Annotated in this window: 11 protein-coding genes; 5 read left to right on the top strand and 6 right to left on the bottom strand. The window is 76.2% G+C overall.

The window, feature by feature from the left end; genetic code table 11:
• The first annotated feature begins 35 nt into the window (after positions 1-35).
• The 3 genes from ABZX75_RS03855 to ABZX75_RS03845 are packed head-to-tail and all read left to right on the top strand — an operon-like array spanning position 36 to position 2,710.
• Positions 36-1,097, top strand: coding sequence for a 3-oxoacyl-[acyl-carrier-protein] synthase III C-terminal domain-containing protein (locus tag ABZX75_RS03855; protein WP_355407489.1), 1,062 nt, complete (start codon positions 36-38; stop codon positions 1,095-1,097).
• A 24-nt stretch (positions 1,098-1,121) separates the two neighbouring features.
• A complete protein-coding gene (locus ABZX75_RS03850; protein ID WP_355407934.1) occupies positions 1,122-1,688 on the top strand; it encodes an isoprenylcysteine carboxyl methyltransferase family protein in 567 nt (188 codons plus the stop codon).
• Positions 1,685-2,710: an NAD(P)/FAD-dependent oxidoreductase gene (locus ABZX75_RS03845; RefSeq protein WP_355407487.1), complete on the top strand. Its 1,026-nt coding sequence runs from the start codon at positions 1,685-1,687 to the stop codon at positions 2,708-2,710. The genes ABZX75_RS03850 and ABZX75_RS03845 overlap by 4 nt, the downstream gene beginning before the upstream one ends.
• 57 nt (positions 2,711-2,767) lie before the next feature.
• On the opposite strand, the gene ABZX75_RS03840 is transcribed toward ABZX75_RS03845, so the two are convergent.
• From ABZX75_RS03840 to ABZX75_RS03815, 6 genes are all read right to left on the bottom strand, one after another.
• The gene (locus ABZX75_RS03840) at positions 2,768-3,724 is read right to left on the bottom strand and encodes a hypothetical protein (protein ID WP_355407485.1); all 957 of its coding nucleotides are present in this window, start codon (positions 3,722-3,724) and stop codon (positions 2,768-2,770) included.
• A gap of 353 nt (positions 3,725-4,077) precedes the next feature.
• On the bottom strand, positions 4,078-5,964 hold the full coding sequence (locus ABZX75_RS03835) for a hypothetical protein (RefSeq protein WP_355407932.1): 1,887 nt from the start codon (positions 5,962-5,964) through the stop codon (positions 4,078-4,080).
• Positions 5,965-5,969: 5 nt separating this feature from the next.
• Positions 5,970-10,370, bottom strand: a complete 4,401-nt coding sequence (locus ABZX75_RS03830; protein ID WP_355407483.1) for a DUF5682 family protein — start codon at positions 10,368-10,370, stop codon at positions 5,970-5,972.
• Positions 10,367-11,527, bottom strand: a complete 1,161-nt coding sequence (locus ABZX75_RS03825; protein WP_355407930.1) for an AAA family ATPase — start codon at positions 11,525-11,527, stop codon at positions 10,367-10,369. Before ABZX75_RS03825 ends, ABZX75_RS03830 begins: the two co-directional genes overlap by 4 nt.
• A 235-nt stretch (positions 11,528-11,762) precedes the next feature.
• A complete protein-coding gene (locus tag ABZX75_RS03820) occupies positions 11,763-16,799 on the bottom strand; it encodes a DNA-binding protein (RefSeq protein WP_355407481.1) in 5,037 nt (1,678 codons plus the stop codon).
• Complete coding sequence (locus ABZX75_RS03815) at positions 16,796-17,662, bottom strand: DUF4132 domain-containing protein (protein ID WP_355407479.1); 867 nt, start codon at positions 17,660-17,662, stop codon at positions 16,796-16,798. Before ABZX75_RS03815 ends, ABZX75_RS03820 begins: the two co-directional genes overlap by 4 nt.
• Before the next feature lie 197 nt (positions 17,663-17,859).
• Between ABZX75_RS03815 and ABZX75_RS03810 the strand changes: the two genes are divergently transcribed.
• Both ABZX75_RS03810 and ABZX75_RS03805 read left to right on the top strand, forming a co-directional pair.
• Positions 17,860-18,594 (top strand): HNH endonuclease family protein, encoded by a 735-nt coding sequence (locus ABZX75_RS03810; RefSeq protein WP_355407478.1) that lies wholly within the window; start codon positions 17,860-17,862, stop codon positions 18,592-18,594.
• On the top strand, positions 18,591-18,911 hold the full coding sequence (locus ABZX75_RS03805; protein ID WP_355407476.1) for a hypothetical protein: 321 nt from the start codon (positions 18,591-18,593) through the stop codon (positions 18,909-18,911). Before ABZX75_RS03810 ends, ABZX75_RS03805 begins: the two co-directional genes overlap by 4 nt.
• The last annotated feature ends 8 nt before the right edge of the window (positions 18,912-18,919 follow it).

Below are 18,919 nucleotides of genomic sequence, written 5' to 3'. Positions count from 1 at the left end.
CTCACGAAGTGTCAGTTGTTTCCTATGGTGAATCAATGACACGTGTCCTGGCAGTGAGCAGCGTGTTGCCGCCGCATCGCCATCAGCAGTCCGAGATCACGGCAGCGCTCTCCCGTTTCCTGCCGCCGGGCTCCGATACCGCCCTCCTGCGCCGCGTTCACGCCTCGGTGCGCGTGGACACCCGCCATCTCACGCTCCCGCTGGCGCGGTACGGGCCGTCCAACGATTTCGGCGCGACCAACGCTCTTTTCGTGGAGACCGCCCTGGAGCTCGGCTCCGGAGCGATCGGGCTCGCCCTCGCGGAGGCCGGACTGGCTGCGCGGGAGATCGACTTCGTCATGTCGACCACGGTGACGGGTCTGGCGACGCCCTCGCTCGAAGCGCGCCTCGCCACGCGTACCGGCCTGCGCCCCGACGTGAAGCGGGTGCCGCTCTTCGGCCTCGGCTGCGCGGCCGGCGCGGCCGGCGTCGGCCATCTCCACGACTACCTGACGGGCCGGCCGGACCACGCGGCCCTCCTGCTGTCCACCGAGCTGTGCTCGCTCACCCTCCAGTCCACGGACTCCTCGATGGCGAATCTGGTGGCCGGGGCCCTCTTCGGTGACGGGGCGGGCGCCCTGCTGGCGGTCGGGAGCGGTCACCCGCTGTACCCGGCGGGCGCCGGGCCCTCGGTGGTGGCCTCGCGCAGCCGCCTCTACCCGGGCACCGAGCACCTGCTCGGCTGGGCCATCGGCCACTGGGGCTTCCGCATGGTGCTCGGCCGTGAAGTCCCCGAGCTGGTGAGGCTGCACGTGGCCGAGGAGGTCGAGACGTTCCTCGCCGCGCACGACCTCAAGACCTCGGACGTCGACGCGTGGATCTGCCATCCCGGCGGCCCGAAGATCCTGGACGTCCTGGAGGAGGCACTGGCGCTGCCCGAGGCCGCCTTCGCGGCGAGCAGGCGCTCGCTGGCGGCCGTCGGCAACCTGTCCTCGGCCTCGGTCCTGCACATCCTGAGCGGCATCCAAACGGCCGGGCCGCCACCGCCCGGCTCGGTCGGGCTGATGATCGCCTTCGGTCCGGGCTTCGCCTCCGAACTCGTCCTGCTCCGCTGGTGACCGGTGACTGGTGACCCCATGTCGATGACCTTGTACCTGCTGCTCATCGGCCTCGTCGTGGCCGAGCGTCTCGCCGAGCTGATCACGGCCCGCCGCCATACCGCGTGGAGCCTGGCGCGCGGCGGCCGCGAATACGGCCGCGGCCACTATCCGGCCATGGTGACCCTGCACGCCGCGCTGCTGGTGGGCTGCGTGGTGGAGCCGTGGGCCGCGGGCCGCCCGTTCGTCCCCGTGCTGGGCTGGCCGGCCCTCGGCCTGGCGGTGGCGGCCCAGGGGCTCCGCTGGTGGTGCATCACCACCCTCGGGCCCCGCTGGAACACGCGGGTGTTCGTCGTTCCCGGCCTGCCGCTGGTGGAGGCGGGACCGTACCGCCTGCTGCGCCACCCCAACTACGTGGCGGTCGTGGCGGAAGGAGCCGCGCTGCCGCTGGTGCACAGCGCCTGGGCGACCGCGCTCGGCTTCACCGTGCTCAACCTCGTGCTGCTGCGCGTGCGGATCCGCTGCGAGGACGCCGCCCTGACGGAGGCGGGGCGGTCTCCCGCGCCCCCGCCCCCGGCCGCCGCCGTACCGGCATCCGGCGGCGCGTCGTGATCGACCTGCTGGTCGCCGGTGGCGGACCGGCCGGGCTGGCCACCGCCATCCACGGCGCCCTCGCCGGCCTGGAGGTCGTGGTCGCGGAGCCGCGGCCCACCCCCATCGACAAGGCCTGCGGGGAAGGCCTGATGCCGGGGGCCGTACGCCGCCTCCTGGAGCTGGGTGTGCCGGTGGCCGGGCAGCCGTTCGACGGCATCCGCTACCTGGACGGCGTCAGCGGCCGGCAGGCGCAGGGGCTGTTCCGCTCCGGCCCCGGCCTCGGCACCCGCCGTACCGTCCTGCAGGCCGCGCTGGCGCAGCGCGCGGCCCAGCTGGGCGTACGGATCATCCCCCGGCGCATCGGCGAGGTACGCCAGAACGAGGACCACGTGCTCGCGGCCGGGCTCACGGCCCGGTACCTGGTGGCGGCGGACGGCCTGCACTCCCCCGTCCGGCGCGGCCTGGGTCTGTCGGCTCCGGCCCCGCCCGGCCGGCCCGCGCGCTACGGCCTGCGCCGCCACTACGCGGTGCGGCCGTGGACCAATCTGGTCGAGGTGCACTGGTCGGATCACTGCGAGGCCTATGTCACCCCGCTGGCGCCCGACCTGATCGGCGTGGCCGTCCTCACCACGGAGCACGCGCCCTTCGACGTACAGCTCGCCCGCTTCCCGCTGCTCTCGGCGCGGCTGCCCCCGGCCCCCGGTGCCGCGGTGCGCGGTGCCGGGCCGCTGCGGCAGGGGGCTCGCGTACGGGTGGCGGGCCGGGTGCTCTTCGTGGGGGACGCCGCCGGATACATCGACGCGCTGACCGGTGAGGGCCTCACCCTGGCCGTGACCGCGGCGGGCGAACTCGTCCGCTGCGTACGGGCCGGGCGGCCGCAGGCGTACGAGCGGGCCTGGCGCGAGCTGTCCCGCAGCTACCGCACGCTCACCGCGTCCTTGCTCTGGGCCCGGGGCCGGCCCCGGCTCGCACCGCGGATCGTCCCGCTGGCCGCCCGTCTCCCCCGCGTGTTCACCCGGGCGGTGAACCTGCTCGCGTAGGCGACGGTGCGTGGCGCGGCGCCCCGCGCAGCGCCCGGGGCGGCGCTTCATCCGGTCTCAGGTCCGGTCGGAGACGGTCTGCCGCGCCGGCTCGGGGCGCAGCGCCACACCGGCGAGGAGGGCGCCGATCGCGGCGCACAGCACCGCGACGACGCTCCCCCAGGGCAGGGACGCGCCCAGCGCATGGGACAGGGGGGCGAAGTGCACCGCGCCGCCGAGCAGGTGCAGGGCGACGACGCCGACCGCGGTGAGGGCGCCCGCCCGCCACACCGCCGTGATGTCCCGCACCGCCAGCAGCAGGCCGAAGCCCAGGCACAGCAAGGTGACGAGGAGTGGAAGGATGTGGCCGGGTGTCACCGACGGCAGGGTCGTCAGGTCCCTGGGCACGTGCAGAGCGGCGCCGGCCAGCAGGGAGAGTGCCACGGGCCAGCGCAGGGTCTGCCGCAACGTCCGTGGGGGTCGGGGCGCGCGGGCCGCGCGGCGTGCGCGGCGGCGGGTGGTGCGGGCGTCCGCGGCCGGGGCCTCGGCACCGGCGGCGCCTGCGTCCGGATCCTGGTCCTGCTGCTCGTGCGGGGCGTGCGGCTCCTCCGAAGACGCGGCCGGCTCGGCGGAGTCCTGCTCCTGCGACTCCTCCTCGGGCTCCTCGTTGGCGAGGATGCTCACCAGCAGGGCGACGTCCTCGATGGACCGTCCGACGGCGGCCGCACGCAGGGTGATGTCGGCTTCGACCACTTCCTGCGGGGACTCCCCCAGCAGGGCGACCAACCGCCGCACCTCGTGCACCGGCCGGGTGACGGCGGCCGTGCGCAGCGCCTCGTGTACGGGGTTGGGGTGCTGGCCGGTCTCCTTGAGGAGGGCGACCAGCGCGGTGACCTCCTCCAGCGGACGGCAGGTGGCGACCGTTTCCAGCAGGGTGTGTATGGGCTCCGCGCCCGTCTCGCCCGGAGCGGTGGTATCGGGGGGCTCGTGGCCGTCTGCGTCATCCATCGCCGCGAGCGTGGTGGGGTCGTTCATCGAAGGCTCCGTTCGCCGACGCAGGGGTCCGGACGATCGCGCGCCGGTCATCGTGCATCACGGGAAGCGCACGCTTTGTTACATCTAGTGCCACTTCTGCCCACTGCGCCATTCGGGGCGGGCAAATGGGGTGCTCCCCACCCGACACGGAACCGACGCGAACGACCCCGGCCCGCGTCCACCCGGCGGCCGGACGGCCCTTCCTCCGGGTCGACGACGAGATCACCGACGCCGACCGCGACTGGGTGGCCTCCCACCACCGCGGCCGCGCCCTGCTCCATCGCGTCGATCCGCGCCGGGGCCTCAGCGACGCGGATCTCACCGCGCTGGACAGCCTGGCCGCGGGCCGTGGGCTAACCCGCCCAGGACGCGGCCACCAGGGAACGTTCCGCCGCCGCGAGATGGGTGGCGGACGCCAACCAGGCCCGGGCGTAGCCATCGGCCGACGGGTCGGCGAGCCGGCCGAAGGCGTCACGCGGGCGGCGGTCGGCCTCGGCCGCGAGGGCCGTGGCCAGCTCCGCGGCCGTGGTGAGACCGGCTCGGCGCAGCGGGCCGTACGGCGCCGGGGCCGAGGCGCCGCGCGCGGCCTCGGCGACCGCCCGGCGGCCCCCCGCGACCCCGCTCTCGAGCAGTCGGCGTACCCGCCACAGCGGGGAGTCGGCCAGCGGATCCGGGCCGGTGAGCGCCGGCGCCTGCCGGGCGGGGGCCGAGTCCCGGGGCGGGAAGTGAGCTCCCTGGAGGCGGTCGTAGCCGAGGTCCGCGCGGTCCAGCCACTCCTCCGGCAGCCGCAGGGTGTACTCGGCGCCCGGCACCGGGCCCACGGCCAGGGGCCGCAAGGTGGCCGCCCGGTCCAGGTCCGGCCGGCCCAGGACGCGCAGCAGGAGCCCGGGGTACGAGGCGAGGCGGCGCAGGTTCTCCGTGTGCGGCAGCTCCGGGTGCGGGTGCGCGGGCACCAGCCGCAGCAGCGGCGCGTCCGGTCGCGCCTCACGGACCAGGAGCCGATCGCCGGCCGCGCCGACGACGGTGACGTCACAGCCGAGCAGCTCGGGCTCGGCCACCTGCGAGCCGGCCAGGCACCGGGCGACGGCCTCGGCCGCCGGGAGGGCGAAGAGCGCCGCGGCGGGCTGCCCGCTCCAGGGCGTTCCGCGCATGGGGGTCGCCTTGACCCCTCGTCCGGCGCCGAGCCGGCCTTCCGGGGAGACCGTGGCGCCGACGATACGCAGGCCCCCGCGGGCGAGACCCGCATGGTCGAGGGTGGCGCCGCCGAGGGCCACGGAGGCGGAGCCGGCTCCGCGGGCGCGGGCCAGACCTCCGGGGCGCACGTCGGAGACGGAGTAGCGGGAACCGTCCGCGGCGGCCAGGTGGGTGACCACTCCCCCGTACCCGGTGGCGGAGAGGACGGGCTCCCGGCACAGCCCGTACACCTGAAGGCCGCCGCCCGGCGCGTAGGCGCGACGGGCGACGCCGGTCAGCGCCGGGTCGGTGGAGCCCGAGGCCAACAGCGCGGCGGTGTAAAGGAGTTCGCGGAAGGCTCCGGCCAGGTCGGCGAGGCGCCCGGCGGGGTGCCGCTCGCGAGCCGCGCGCAGGCCCCGTACGACGCGCAGCGCGGCAGCCTCGGCCCGCGGCAGGCCTGCGAGGCGGGCGGTGTGCGCGGCCCGCAGCAACTCGGCCTGTACGACGGCTCCCGCGGCCGTCACACCGGCGGCCAGCGCTTCGGCGGCCGCCTGCCAGAGGGCGGCCGCCGCACGGAGCTGGGCGGCGGTGAGGGGCTGTGCCGGTGGGGAAGGCTCCGGTCCCGAGGGCTCCGGTCCCGACGGCGCCGGGCCCCCAAGCCTTGGTTTCGAAGGCGCCGGTCCCGACGGCGGCGGCGTCGCCGGGATCGGCGGGGTCGCAGACGTCGGCGGCTGCTCCGGTGCGGGCGGCTGCGCCGCGTCCGCGATCGGGGCCGCCCCCAGGACTGCCGTCCGGTGGAGGCAGCGCGGCGCCAACAGGCAGGTGCACACCGCCTGTTCGGGCTGCGAGAGCGTCCCCGCAGGCCCGGGGCTCAGGGTGACGAGGGCGTCCTCGCCGAAGCGGACGGTGATACTGCCGTCCGCCGCGCGGGTGGCGCCCGCGCGGCAGTTCTCGATGGCGGCGTCCAGCTTCTTGCGCAGCCGCGCGGTGAGGTTCTCGACGGCTTCGGCGAGCACCTCGGGCGCGACGGGCGGCAGGACGGAGGCGGCGGGGCTCGTGGTGCTCACGGTGGTCAACAGGGCTCCCCACGGAGGCGGTCGCCCACCCAGCGGGCGAGGGCGAGAGGGCTGAGGGCGGCCACCGGCATGCCGGCGGCGACGAGCTGCCGCGCGACGGGGACCGAGTAGCGGGGTGTGCCCGCGTCGTCGAGCGCGGCGCAGCCCAGGAGTTGGGCGCCGGAGGCGGCCAGCGCGCGGACCTCGCCGAGGAGCCCGCCGATCGGGGCGCCCTCCTCGAAGTCGCTGACCACGACGACCAGGGTGCGGCTCGGCACGGTGATCAGGGAGCGGGCGTGTGCGAGGCCTGCGGCGATGTGGGTACCGCCGCCGACGCGGACCTCCAGTAGCAGCGAGAGCGGATCATCGACCCGGTCCGTCAGGTCCACGACCTGGGTGGAGAAGGCGAGGAAGTGGGTGGACAGCGTGGGCACGCCACCGAGGACGGCCGCGGTCAGGGCCGACCAGATGACGGAGGCTTCCATCGAGCCGGAGACGTCGACCACGAGGATCAGCCGCCAGTCGGCCTCCCGGCTCGACCGCGTGCTGAAGACGGGCCGCTCCGGGACGACGACCACGCTGCCGTCGCTCCGCCGCCGTGTGGGCGCCAGGTTGGCGCGCAGGGTCCGGGCCAGGTCCAGTCTGCCGCCGGGGCGGCGGGTGGGGCGCGGGGTGGCGAGGCCGGAGAGGGCCGGACGCAGCCGGGTGGCCAGCTCCTTGGCCAGTTCGTCGACCAGTCGCCTGACGAGGGGCCGCAGGCCGGCGAGCCGGCTCTCCGGCATGCCGCCGGCCAGCGACAGCACGGAACTCAGCAGCTCCACGGAGGGCCGTACGGATGCCGGGTCCAGCTGGGCGATCACGTCGGAGCGGCCCGCTTCGGCCGCTGCGGCGAGCACCTCTTCCCGTACGTCGGTGCCGAAGAGCGATTCCAGCTCCTGCGACCACTCCCGGGCGGTGGGGAAGGAGGCTCCCCGGCCGCCGCCCTGACCGCCGCTGTCCTGACCGCCGCCGCCCTGGCGGCCGTCGATGTCGGCGGAGCCTTCGCCGCGTCCGGAGCCGTACAGCTCGTCGAGCGCCTGGGCGTAGCGGCGGGAGCCGGACGGGAGCTGATCGGTCCTGCGGCCGAGCACCAGCCGCCAGCGGTCGGCGGGCGCGATCCGGTGTTCGGCGGGGGCGGGTACGGGCGCCGCGTCGGCGGCTTGCCGCGCCACCGGGATCGTCGCCGGCCCGTCCCCGGCCGGGAGCGGCAGGGGCCGTAGGGCCGGCAGCTCCTTCAGGGCGTCGAGCCCCGCGGCGTCGGCGGCGGCCCAGAGGGCGAGCAGGGCGGGCGGTGCGTCGAGGACGAGGTCGACCCGGTCGCCGAGCCGCTCCGTGACGGTGTCCAGCAGCCGGTCGCGGGCGGCGGGAGAAAGAACGTCGAAGCCGCCGCGCAGCGCCGGGAGGCGATCCAGGAAAAGGCGGTCGGCGAGGTGCTCGACCCGGTCGAGGAGCGGGGTGAGGGCGGCCGGGGAGGACTGGAGCAGGGGTCCGGCGGCGGTGAGGAGTCCGCCGAGACGGCGGGTGAGGGCGCGCCGGCTGTCGGGAGTGCCGGCGCCGTCGATCCATCCGGCGGCGCGGTCGCCCAGACCGGCGGCCGGATCGAGGTCGAGGAGGACCCGTACGGCCAGGGCCGCGCCCTGCATCAGCGGGGAACCGGTGGCGGCCAGCCCGGCCAGGGCGTCGTCGACGCGCACGCCGAGGTGATGGGCGGCGGCCCGGTCGGTGAGCGCCACGAGGGCTCCCGCGTCGGCGGGGTCGTCGCTGCCGGCGAGGCCGGGCAGGGAGCGTACGGCCGCTTCGAGCAGGTCGCCGATGAGCGCGGCGGCGGTGGCGCGGGACGCGGGGCGGGTGCCGGGGAGGTGGCCTCGGTGCAGTGCCTCCAGGAGGTCGAGGGCGTCGAGGAGTTCGGGCAGGGTGGCGGACTGCGGCAGGGCGGTGGCCGCCTCGTGCAGGCGTACGTCGACCAGCGCGGGCAGATCGCACCGCGCGGCGGCGGCCAGCCCGGCGAGGATCTGCGCCGGGGTCGGTCCCCCGTCGGCGGCGGCCCGGCGCGCGGTGTCGCGCAGCGTTCCGGAGGCCGCCTGGGCGGCGGTGACGCCGCGCACGCCGACGAGATCGAGGCGGGCTTGGACGGAAGGCGTCCAGGACAGCCGCCACTTGGTCCCGAGGGCGGTGGCGTCGCCGGTGGCCGAGACGGCGAGGGGCTCGCCGTAGGAGGCTCCGCAGACCAGCAGGCGCTGCAGCAGCACCTCGCGGCGGCCGTCGAGGGCGGAGCGGTGGGGGTCGAGGCGGATCTCCCGGGTGGCGGGCTCCTCCGGCGACGGCAGGCGCAGTGCGGCGAGGTCGGCCTCCACGGAGGGGCCGAGTCCGGAGCGGGGCGCGCGCGGCGTGATCCGCCCACGGGCGGCGCCGACGAGCACGGCCTCCAGCGCGCGGGCGAGCGCCCGGCCCCGCCCGAGCGGTTCCCCCTGCCCGAAGACGGTGGTGACGGCCTCCAGGAGCTCCCCGCGGCCGGGCGCGGGAAGCCCGCGCAGGGCCGCCAGGTCGCAGGCGAGCCGCAGCGCCTCGGCGGCCTCGCCGGTGCCGGCGGTGTGCCCGGCGCGGCGCAGCTCCCGGCAGAGCCGGGTCAAGGCGGCCGAGGCAGCCTCCCGGACCCGGCCGGGGTCGCCGCCCGCTTGCAGGACGGCCTGCTGCCACAGGGGATCCCGGATCCCGGCGGGGTAGCCCGAACGGGAGTCGAGCAGGTCGAAGGAGTAGGGCACGAGCGAGGTTCCGGTTACCGGAGAACCGGCGCCGGCGTCTGCCGCCGCGTCCGGGCTTGCGCCCGAACCGGGGACCACCTCGCGGGCCGCGCCGCCGGCCGAACCCGAAGCTGCCCCGGAGACGGGCCCGATGCCCCCGGCCGGGACCCCTCCGACGGCCAAGCCGGAGGCTGCCGCCGGGCCCGGCCCCGAACCGGAAACGGCCTCAGCCGCAAGACCCGGGCCAGGGAGCGGAACCGGCCCACGGCCCGGGTCCGCCACAACCCCGGCGGACTCGGCGCCCCCAGCGACCACACCGGACACCGCCCCCGAGACCGGCCCTACAGCCGCACCCTCCCCAGCCGAGCCGGAAACCAGCTCCCGCCCCGGCCCCGAACCGGAAACGGCCTCAGCCGCAAGGCCCGGGCTGGGTGCGGAGACCGGTGCGGGGGCCGGGTTCGCGACGGCTGAGCCGGAGGCTGCGCGTGGAGCGGGGTCCGAACCCGGGGGCTGGAGGAGGGCAGGGGCGTGGAACGCGCCGATCACGGCGGCGACCCGGCGGCCACCCGAGGCGGCGGTGGCGATCACGCCGCGCATGTGGGCCTCGCGGGCCAGGTCAGTCTCCGGGACGGTGGCGTCCTCGCGCAGGGCCCACCCGACGCCGAGCGCCGCGCGCCGCACGGCTTCGGCCGAGCAGCCCGGCGCCAGGACCTCCACCGCGCGGTCCCACAGGTCATCGCCGTCGCGTCCCGTACCGGAGGCGGTGAGGCCGTCGGCGAAGGACGCGAAGGGCTGTCGGCCGCCGACCGCGCCGGGCTTCTGGTCCGTCGCGGGGAACACGCCCTGCGCCGAGCCCGGTTCCGGGGCGGCTTCGCCGCCCGTGCCCGTGCCCGTGCCCGAACCGCGAACCGGGGCCGCGCTCGGACCGCACGCCGGGCCCACATGCGTGACCGGTGACCGGTCCAATTCCGGGCCCACGCCCGGATCTGAGCCCGGATCTGAGCCCGGCTCCGAGCCCGGGTGCAGGTCCCGCTCCAGGTCCCCAGGCGCGTCTGCGCCCGAGGCGGCGGGGTCCCCGTCTGCGGCCGCACCGAGGCGCGGAGCCCCGGACGGTGGCGGGGACCACACCACGGCCGGGCCCATGTCCTGGGACCGGCCCGGTCCCGCATCCGCGGTTCGGGACGTGGGCGGAGGCCCGGGCTGCGCCACCGCGTCCGGGGCCGGGTCGGCAGCCCGGTCGGCGTCCGGAGGAGCGGTCCGGGCGGGGCTGGACAGGGGGAGGTCGCAGCACCGTACGGCCGCTCCGCGCGCGCGGGCCCAGCGGATCGCCGCCAGTTCCGGGGAGAAGTCCGCGAACGGGTAGAACGCCAGCCGGCCGTCCTCGCCCGTGCCCGCCAGGGCGATCGGGGCCACGGTCTCCGGATCCGCCAGGTGCTCCAGCCACGGCTGGAAGTCGGCCGGCAGCTCGACGCAGACCACCTCCGCACCCGACGCGTCCAGCAGGGCCGGAACCATGGCGGCCAAGGCCGGACTGTGGTGGCGTACCCCCACCAGGTACGGCGTACGCGACGCGGCGAGCACCTCGACCGCCGTACGCGGGTCCGTGCCAGTGCCGTCAGTGCGGTCGGTGCGCGTCACCGCAGGCTCCCGCGCAGGTCCCACAGGCGGCGCCACATCGCCGAGCCGTCCTCGGCGCGCCGGCGGACCGGGCCGTCCCAGTAGCCCAGCAGCCTCCCGTGGTCGGCCGGGTCGTCCTTGCGTACGACGCCCAGCAGGTGCCCGGGCAGCAGGTCCAGCACGTCCCCGCCGGGCAGATACGCGGCGGAGACCCCCAGCGACGCCGCCACCTGGACGGCTTCGGCGGTGGACATGACCGTACCGGGGCGTTCCACGTCCCAGCCCTCGGCGCAGCGCCCCGAGCGCAGGTCCCTGAAGACCGTGACCAGCGCGTCGAGCACGGTGTCGTCGACGCCGAAGGCGGCGCCCGCACGCTGTACGGCGGCGACGGCCTGGCGGCGGATCAGCGCGGCTTCGGCGTCCGCGTCGGCGATGGGGGCGACGGTCTCGAAGTTGAAGCGCCGTTTGAGGGCGGCGGACATCTCGGAGACTCCGCGGTCGCGCAGGTTGGCGGTGGCGATGACCGTGAAGCCGGGGGCCGCGCAGACCACGGCGTCGTCGGTGGCGGTCAGTTCGGGCACGGTGATCCGCCGGTCGGACAGGATCGACACCAGGGCGTCCTGTACCTCGGGCAGGCAGCGGGTGATCTCCTCGACGCGGACCACCCGCCCCGTCCGCATGGCGGAGAGGACCGGGGAGTCGACCAGGGCCTGCGGGGTGGGGCCCTGGGCGAGGAGCAGCGCGTAGTTCCAGCCGTACCGGAAGGCGTCCTCGGTCGTACCGGCCGTGCCCTGGACGGTGAGGGCGCTCGTGCCGCATACGGCGGCCGCGAGCAGCTCGGAGAGCATCGACTTGGCGGTGCCGGGCTCGCCGGTGAGCAGCAGGCCGCGTTCTCCGGCGAGGGTGACCACGCAGCGCTCCACCAGGGCGCGTTCGCCGACGAACTTGGGGGCGACGGCCAGTGTGGCGGGCAGTCCGGCGCGCCGCTCGGGCAGCGCGAGTTCGTCGCCGTCGCTGCCGCAGACGAAGGTGACGACGGCACGCGGGGTCAGGGCCCAGCCGGGCGGGCGGGGGCCGGTGTCCTGGGCGGCGAGGAAGGCGAGTTCGGCGGCGTACCGCTCCTCGGCGGGCACCACCTGCCGGCCGGCGGGCGCGCCGGCGGAGTCGGGCGGTGAGATGGCGGAGTCGGGCGGTGAGATGGCGGAGTCGGCGGGCGAGACGGCTTGTTCGGTGATGGTCATCGAAGGTCCTCAGGGGTCTGTACGGAAAGTCGGGGCGGGCGCCGCCGCGGCCCGGGGCGCACCGGTGAAGGCTTGGCATCGGGCAGGCCCAGGATGAGCTCAGCCCGTTCCACATGGCCCGGCCTGGGCCGGCTGGCGGCCGGTGCACCCCACGGGTCGGGCGGCAGCCGGTTCAGCGGCGGCGGGTGCGCTTCACCTTCAGTTGCTCGAAGCGCGGTGCGTCGCCCTCCCGGACCCGCTGCCACGCGCGCCGGTAGAGGTCCGCGGCCGGCTCCGCGGGCACCAGTACGCCCAGCACCGGCCCGCCGCCCGCGACCGGGCCGTACATCGGCAGCTTCCACTGCTCCACCGGGAGGTTCGGCGCGGCCGTGTCGGCCCAGCCGCCGGGCAGGAACAGTGAGCGTCCGGCGCGGGTGCGGCTGGCCGACACCACCAGGTCGGTGGCGGCCAGTTCGGCGCGGGCGGCCTTGAGGCGGGCCGGCTTCCAGCCCGTCCAGCGTGCGGTGTTGCGGTCGGTGGGGTCGGGCATGGCGAGGAGCGCGAGGTAGACGGCCGCGGCGTCCGGACCCAGCCGGTGCGCGTCCGAGACTTCCGCCACCAGTTGGGGGACCGAGCGGGTGGGGTCCTGCGGCCACCAGGTGCCGTCGGCGTCCGCGGAACCCGCCGCGGGGGCGCCCGGGTCTGCGAGCAGCGCCGCGAAGCGCGGGTCGTAAGCGCTGCGCAGCGCCGCCTCCACCACGGAGGGCTCCTGGTCGGCGCCGCGCAGCGCCGAGAGGTACGGGTCGGAGCCGGTGGAGTCCAGCAGCGCCGGGCGCAGGGCCGGCCTGGGCCGGTCGTCCTGGGTGGCCAGGACGACCGCGCCGTACCGCTCGTAGCCCTCGCCGGTCTCGGTCGGCGTGCCCGCTGCCTTGCGGAAGTCGGAGAGGCTGGTGAAGTGCCCGAGAGTGAGGAGCAGTTCGGGGGCGGCGAGCCGCTGGCGTACGGCGGTCAGCGCGGGCGGCAGGGTGGCGCGCAGGGGGTCGCCCGCGGGCAGCCGGTGGGCCAGCCAGGCGGCCATGGCGAGGGCTCCGGTCAGGACGGAAGAGGTGAAGGGCTGCGTGGCCGGTTCGCGGGGCTCCGCGTGGCCGCCCTTGACCGTCCACGCCACGTCGACGGAGAGCTCGCGCGAAGCGGCCGGGTCGAGCAGGGCGGACAGGGCGCGGTGCGCCGGCCACCCGCTGCGGACCGCGCGGGCGGCCTCGGCGGCCAGCCAGTCGGGTACGGGCGTACGCCGGCCCACGCGCAGGTTCCACACCTGCGCGGCGGCGGCCGCGTCGGGGCCTTCGCTCCACAGCCGCGCCGGGTCGGCGGGCAGCAGCGCCGCGACGACGGCCCGGCGCACCTCGGCGTCGAGGTTCTTCAGCTCGTCGCGGGCGTACGCCGCGTCGGTGGCCTTCACGCCGAGGACGGTACGCAGCTCCGCGGGCAGGAAGTTGTGCTCCCAGCTGTCGACGTGCGGCATCCCCGCGACCACCAGCCGGGCGAGCGCGCCACAGACGCCGGTGAGGCGGGCGAACTCCTCGGCGGCTTCGGGGAGGAAGGGCGCCGGGCCGTGCTCGGCCGCCGCGTCGAGGAGGGCGGTCAGCCAGCCGGGGCCGCGCTCGCGGTCGCCGAGCGGGGCGTCGCCGCGGAGGGTGTAGGGGCCGGGGACGGTGAAGCGGCCGCTGGGATCGTGGAACAGGGCTCCGAACTCGTGGCCGTCGGGGACGGATTCACTGCGCTCGGTCAGGGCGAGGACGGCTCCGCCGCCCAGCGGGAGCACGCTCCGGTGCTGGAGGCTCCGGTCGTGACCGTCGGGGGTGCGCAGGTGCCGCTGGTCCAGGTGGAGCAGCACCCGGCGCCAGCGGTCGGCGGAGCCCTCGGCACTGGACAGGCCGAGCGCGTCCACCGCGCCGAGCAGGCTGAGGAGGGCCGCCCGCTGCTGGTCGGTGGCTCCGACGGTGACGGCGCGGTAGGCGAGGGCGGCGGGCTGGTCGAGCAGCGGCGTCCAGGGCAGGCCGCTGTACGGCAGCCGGGGCACGTCGAAGTGGAGCCGTCCGGGCACTGCGTCGGCGCCGGTGTCCGCGCGGGCGGCGGCCAGTTCGCGCAGCATGCGGTGGGCGGCGTCGCTGTCGCCGCCCCAGCGGTAGTACCCGGAGCCGATGAGGCCGCTCAGCGCGTCGCCGAGCAGCCGGTCGGCCGGGCCCCGCTCGCCCTCTTCGACGGCGCCGGTGTCCGGGTGGAGCCGGGCCGCGACCGCGTCGAGGGCCTTCTGCTGGGTGAGGGTGAAGCGGAGCACCTCGACGATGCCGCCGATCAGCTCGGGGGCGGTGACCTGCGGCAGCGCCGCGCTCACCAGACCGGGCAGGTCCGTGGTCCGTTCGGCCGCGGCGGCGGCCTTGAGGAGTGCGGCGACGGTCTCCCGGTCGGCAGTGCGCAGGGCGGCCGAGCCCTCGGGGTCGCGCGGGCGCAGGGCGTACCAGTGGGAGAGCGGCGGGAGGCCCACGCTGCCGGTGGCGAAGTGGGAGTCGCGGCGGTGGTCGTTGTGCGACTGGGCGGTGATCACCCCGTCCGGGTCGGTGATGCGCAGGTCGCGCCAGTGGTGGGACAGGGCGCGCGGCCGGTCGTCGCCGCCGGGGAAGGTGAGCGCCGCGACCGGCATGTCGTGGCCTTCGGGCACGGTGACGGTGCGTCCGCCGGTGTCGGACGCGTGCCAGCCCTGGCCGGGTACGCGCACGGCACGCCAGCCGAGCAGGCCGTCGGCGGGTGCGCCGAGTACCGAGCCCGCCACCGCGGGCGTCGGGCGCAGCCAGGCGCTGTGCGCGGGCAGGGTGGCCGTTTCCGGGTGGTCGCGCAGCGCGTCGGTGAGGAAGGCGGGCCGGGAGAACCGGCCGTAGGCCGCACCGGCGGGGTCGTACTCGCGCCAGCCGGCTTCCGCCCCCTCGGTGTGCTGGTCGCGTGCCTGCCACACCCAGTACGAGGCGCCGTCGGACAGCAGCGCCCGCTCGGCCGGCAGCTTGGTGTCGCCGCGGTGCAGGACGCCGGCGCCGGTGGCGCGGCCGCCTCCCGGCAGGGGCAGGGTGATGTGCTCGGAGCGCGGCGACCAGTGGTTGCGCTCGGTGTCCAGGGTCAGGACGGTGCCGGGCGAGGTGTGCCAGTAGCCCTGCGTCTCGCCGGTGCTCCAGGAGGACCAGAAGACCAGCAGTTCACCGTCGACGTAGTGGAATCCGTGGCGGTACTCGGAGCCGGTCGGGACGCGCAGGTCGTGCGTGAGGACGGTGGAGTCGGCGTCGATGACCCGCACCTGCGTCTGGTTGGCGACGATCAGGTGGGGCCAGGCCTCCACCACGGTCAGGCCCTGTCCGTGCTGCCTGTTCTGGCCGCCTCGCCCCGGGCTCAGTTCGGCGTACGCGCTCTCCCAGGCGGGCCAGGACAGTTCTTCGAAGAGGCCGCCGCGCAGGGTACGGGCGAGGGTCTCGGCGAGGTCGGCGGCGGCCGCGGCGGCGACCTCCGCGGGGGCCAGTTCGAGGGCTTCGGCGGGCAGCCAGGTCAGCCGGCGGATGGCGTCGGGGATGCCGGGCAGACCGGCGGCGGTGGAGGTGCGGGCGACGTGGCGGATCCACTCGGCCAGCAGGGGCCGTCCGCCGGACGAGGCGGCGACGGCCTGGATGATGTCGGCGCAGCCGGCGGCGTCTCCCAGGGCGTTGAGGGCGCGGTGGAAGGCGGGGTGGAACCGCTGGTCGGCGGCGAGGGCGAGGAGGTCGCGGCGCTGGTCGGCGCGGGCCCAGTCCCGCAGGTTGAGCTGGTCGTGGCGGCGCCGCTTCGGGTGCTCGGGGTCGGCGTCGGGGTCGGCGACCGGGAGCTCCAGCGTGAGCAGCAGGTCGAGGAGGTCCGCGTCCTCCACCCCGATCCGCAGGCCCGCTTCGCGTCCGGGCCGCGCGAGTTCGGTGCGCAACCGCTCGGCGCAGCGGGCGACGAGGTCGAGCAGGGCGGGGGGTGTGGGGCGAAGGCTCCAGCCGGCATGGCGGGCGGCGTGGTAGCGCTCCAGCCAGCCGGCGGCGCCGTCGGCGCACCGCTGCTCGGCGGGCAGATCCCCGCAGACCAGCCCGGCGGTGGCGCCGGACTCCTCCAGGATGTCCAGCCACAGGTCCGTGAGCGCGCCGCTGTCGCCGCCGCCGGGCGGTGTCAGCGTGAGGAGGGTGCCGCGTACGGAGGGTACGCGGCGGGCCAGCGCGACGAGGGCGGTGCGGTGGGTCTTCCACCAGCCGGGGGCGGCGCGCAGGGTGGCGGGCAGGGGCAGCAGTTCGGCGAGGTACTCCTGCTCGGGCTCGGTACCGGTCAGGCCCGCGGCGCGGGCGAGGCGGCGCAGTTCGACGGCGGCCTGCGCGGAGGGCGGCAGCCCGCCCGCGGTGCGGCGTACGCACAGGCGGCGGAAGCGCTCATAGGCCTCGGCGGGGGTGACGCGGGCGGCCAGGTCCTTGCCGTAGCCGGTGAGCACCTTCACCGGAAGGGCGCCGGCCAGGGCGAATTCGAGGAAGACGGCGCCCCGCCGGTCTTCGTCGATGGTCAGGCCGTGCTGGGCCTCGCTGGTGCGGGCGCGGCCGAACAGCTGGGCGGCGTACGTGGTGTTCTCGACGGCGAGGAAGGTGCGGGCGGCCTGCTCGTAGAAGACGGGCAGGAAGTGCGGCACGGAGGCGGCGAGCCGCCCGGCCAGCTCGTGGCAGGCGTCGAGAGCGACCTTGGGCTTCGTCTTGGCCTGGCGGGCGATCCGGTCGAGTTCGGGGACGACGGCGAGGGCGTGGTGGCCGTCATCGGGGTGGTGGACGAGGACCCATTCGGGGAAGCCGAGCGCCTGGCGCCGGCCGAGGCCGACGACGGGCGGCTCGCCCGCGTCGAGGACGAGTCCGAGGAAGCCCGCGGCGAGGTCCTCGGCCGCGCCGAGTTCGGCGGCGGCGAGCCGGACGACGACGCGGTCGTCATCGAGGGCGGGGTGGCGGTAGGTGCGCGCCGTCAGTTCGACGGCGGTGGGGCCCGCGCCCGTGGTGCCCCGGGGCAGCACGGCGCCGGCCTTGAGCAGCGTCTCGGCCTCGTGCGGACCCGTGCCGTCCACGCCCGTGCCGCCCACGCCCGTGCCGCCCACGCCGGTACCGTCCACGCCCGTGCCGTCCACGCCCGCCAGGTTGGTGCTCATGCGTCCTTGCCCTCCTCGATCTTGCGCCCGGCGTACAGCGCCGCGGCCATCCGCATTCCCTCTGACCAGGCCACCGGCCCGACCTCTGCCAGGCGCACCGCCCGGCCGTCCTCGTCATGCCAGTTCAGGCCGCCGGTGGTCGTCTCGTCCTCGTAGTAGGGCTCGCCGATCCACACCGCCGCCTCCGTACCGCGGCCCGCGTCACGGACCTTGCAGGTGGCGTATCCGCCGGAGACCCGGTAGCCGAGGCCGGTCGCCCGGGCGGCCAGGCTGAAGCGGGTGGGGAAGACGCCGCCCGCGTAGTCGCGGACCTCGGTGGCGTCGGCCGCGAGCCCGGCCGGCTTCTGCCAGGTGGCGCGGTGGATCTGCTCGACCCGCTGCACGATGCCCAGTTCGGCCGCGAAGTCCCGTACGTCGTCCAGGTCGGGCAGCAGCACCGGATGCGGCAGGGTCACCGTGCGCGGGGAGAGCCGTACGGTCTCGCCGTCGAGGGTGACCACCTTCAGCTCACCGGAGTCGGTGGCGTCCCGCAGGAAGCCCACCTCGTCCGGGTCGTCGCCGACGACGGCCAGGTCGCGCAGGGCGCTCTGCCAGGCCTCGTCCGGCCAGACCCGGGCAAGCAGCGCGGTGGGCACCGGCAGCGAGGACACCATCCAGGTGTCCACCTGGGCGACGCAGGCCGCCGCGTGCCGGTCGAGCCATTCGGCGAGTCGGCGCAGCCGGTCCACCTCGGGGTGGTCCTTCAGCGCCTTGGGCAGGTTCTTCAACTGCCGTCCCGCCGCCCGGCCGGTGGCCTGCCGCGCCGCCACCCGCCCCTCCACCAGGGCGATTTCGTATCCCTCGCCCGCCGCCAGCCATGCCATCAGCCCGTGCCCCTCTGCCTGTCCCGTCCGCTTCCGCGCAGCTCTGACGGGGGGAGCCAGCCCCCCTGAGACGCGGTATGCCGGGAGACTAGCGAGGGCCACTGACAACGCCCGCCGGAGGGTGGGTGGTCGGTTGTATGTCCGATTCTGGGTAGTCTTCCCGGAACAGTGTGCGCGGCCGGGTTCGGGGTGGGGTCATGGAACGTCAGATACGGGTGCCCGGTGCGGTCCTGGCGGTGTCGCTGCTGCTGGCCGCGGCCGGCTGCTCCGGTCCGGGCGGCGGCCCGGGCGGAGACGCGAAGCCGCAGTCCGCCTCGCCCCGCGCTCCGTCGGCCACCACCGCGCCGGCGGGTGACGGCAAGCCCGCCGGCAGGGACGCGCTGCCGGGTATGGTCTCGGCCGCCGTGGCCCGCACGCAGCTGGCCGCGCTGAAGGTAGCGCCGGTGGGAACGATGGCCGGGTACAGCCGCGCCAAGTTCACGCACTGGGCGGAGCAGGGCGACAAGTGCGACACGCGCGAGACGGTACTGAAGCGGGACGGCGCCGGCGTCACCCGGAACTCCGAATGCCGGGCTGTCTCCGGTACCTGGAAGAGCCTGTACGACGGAGCGGTGGTCACCGACGCGGGGGAGGTGGACATCGACCACATGGTGCCTCTCGCCGAGGGCTGGCGCTCCGGCGCGGCCGGCTGGGACGCCGCCAAGCGCAAGGCCTTCGCGAATGACCTGACCCGTCCTCAGCTGCTGGCGGTCACCGCGTCCTCGAACCGCTCGAAGGGCGACCAGAGCCCCGACCTGTGGCAGCCGCCGGAGCGTTCGAGCTGGTGCCAGTACGGCCGGGCCTGGACCACCGTCAAGTCCGCTTATGAACTGACCGTCACGGAGCCGGAGAAGAAGATGCTCACGACCATGCTGGACACCTGCGCGTCATGACCGACCGGAACGACGCACAACAGCAGCGGCAACAGCGACCACGGCCGCGGCAGTGGCAGGACCAGGTGGTCGCCGGGCCGGGGGGCGCGATGACCGACGAGGTCGGCGTCATCACCGGCCCGCTCACCCTGCGCACCACCGCGATGCCCGGAGGGCGGGTCCGGTTCGACGTCCAGTACACCGACGCCGACGAGTGGTACACCCTCACCGGCAGCCCCCTCCCCGACCGCGGCGACCCCGCCGCCCTGCACGGCGCCGCCCTCGCGGCGATCCGCGCGGGCCGCGCTGCCCAGGCCCCGGGCACCGAGCCCGCCTGAGCGGGGCC

This window comes from Streptomyces sp. NPDC003038, assembly GCF_040611115.1.
GTDB lineage: Bacteria > Actinomycetota > Actinomycetes > Streptomycetales > Streptomycetaceae > Streptomyces.
This window is presented reverse-complemented; position numbering and strand designations above follow the sequence as displayed.

Coding starts and splice junctions, on each gene's coding strand:
- ABZX75_RS03820 (WP_355407481.1), bottom strand. CDS start 16,799: ATGAGCACCAACCTGGCGGGCGTGGACGGCACGGGCGTGGACGGTACC.
- ABZX75_RS03855 (WP_355407489.1), top strand. CDS start 36: ATGACACGTGTCCTGGCAGTGAGCAGCGTGTTGCCGCCGCATCGCCAT.
- ABZX75_RS03805 (WP_355407476.1), top strand. CDS start 18,591: ATGACCGACCGGAACGACGCACAACAGCAGCGGCAACAGCGACCACGG.
- ABZX75_RS03810 (WP_355407478.1), top strand. CDS start 17,860: ATGGAACGTCAGATACGGGTGCCCGGTGCGGTCCTGGCGGTGTCGCTG.
- ABZX75_RS03850 (WP_355407934.1), top strand. CDS start 1,122: ATGACCTTGTACCTGCTGCTCATCGGCCTCGTCGTGGCCGAGCGTCTC.
- ABZX75_RS03815 (WP_355407479.1), bottom strand. CDS start 17,662: ATGGCATGGCTGGCGGCGGGCGAGGGATACGAAATCGCCCTGGTGGAG.
- ABZX75_RS03840 (WP_355407485.1), bottom strand. CDS start 3,724: ATGAACGACCCCACCACGCTCGCGGCGATGGATGACGCAGACGGCCAC.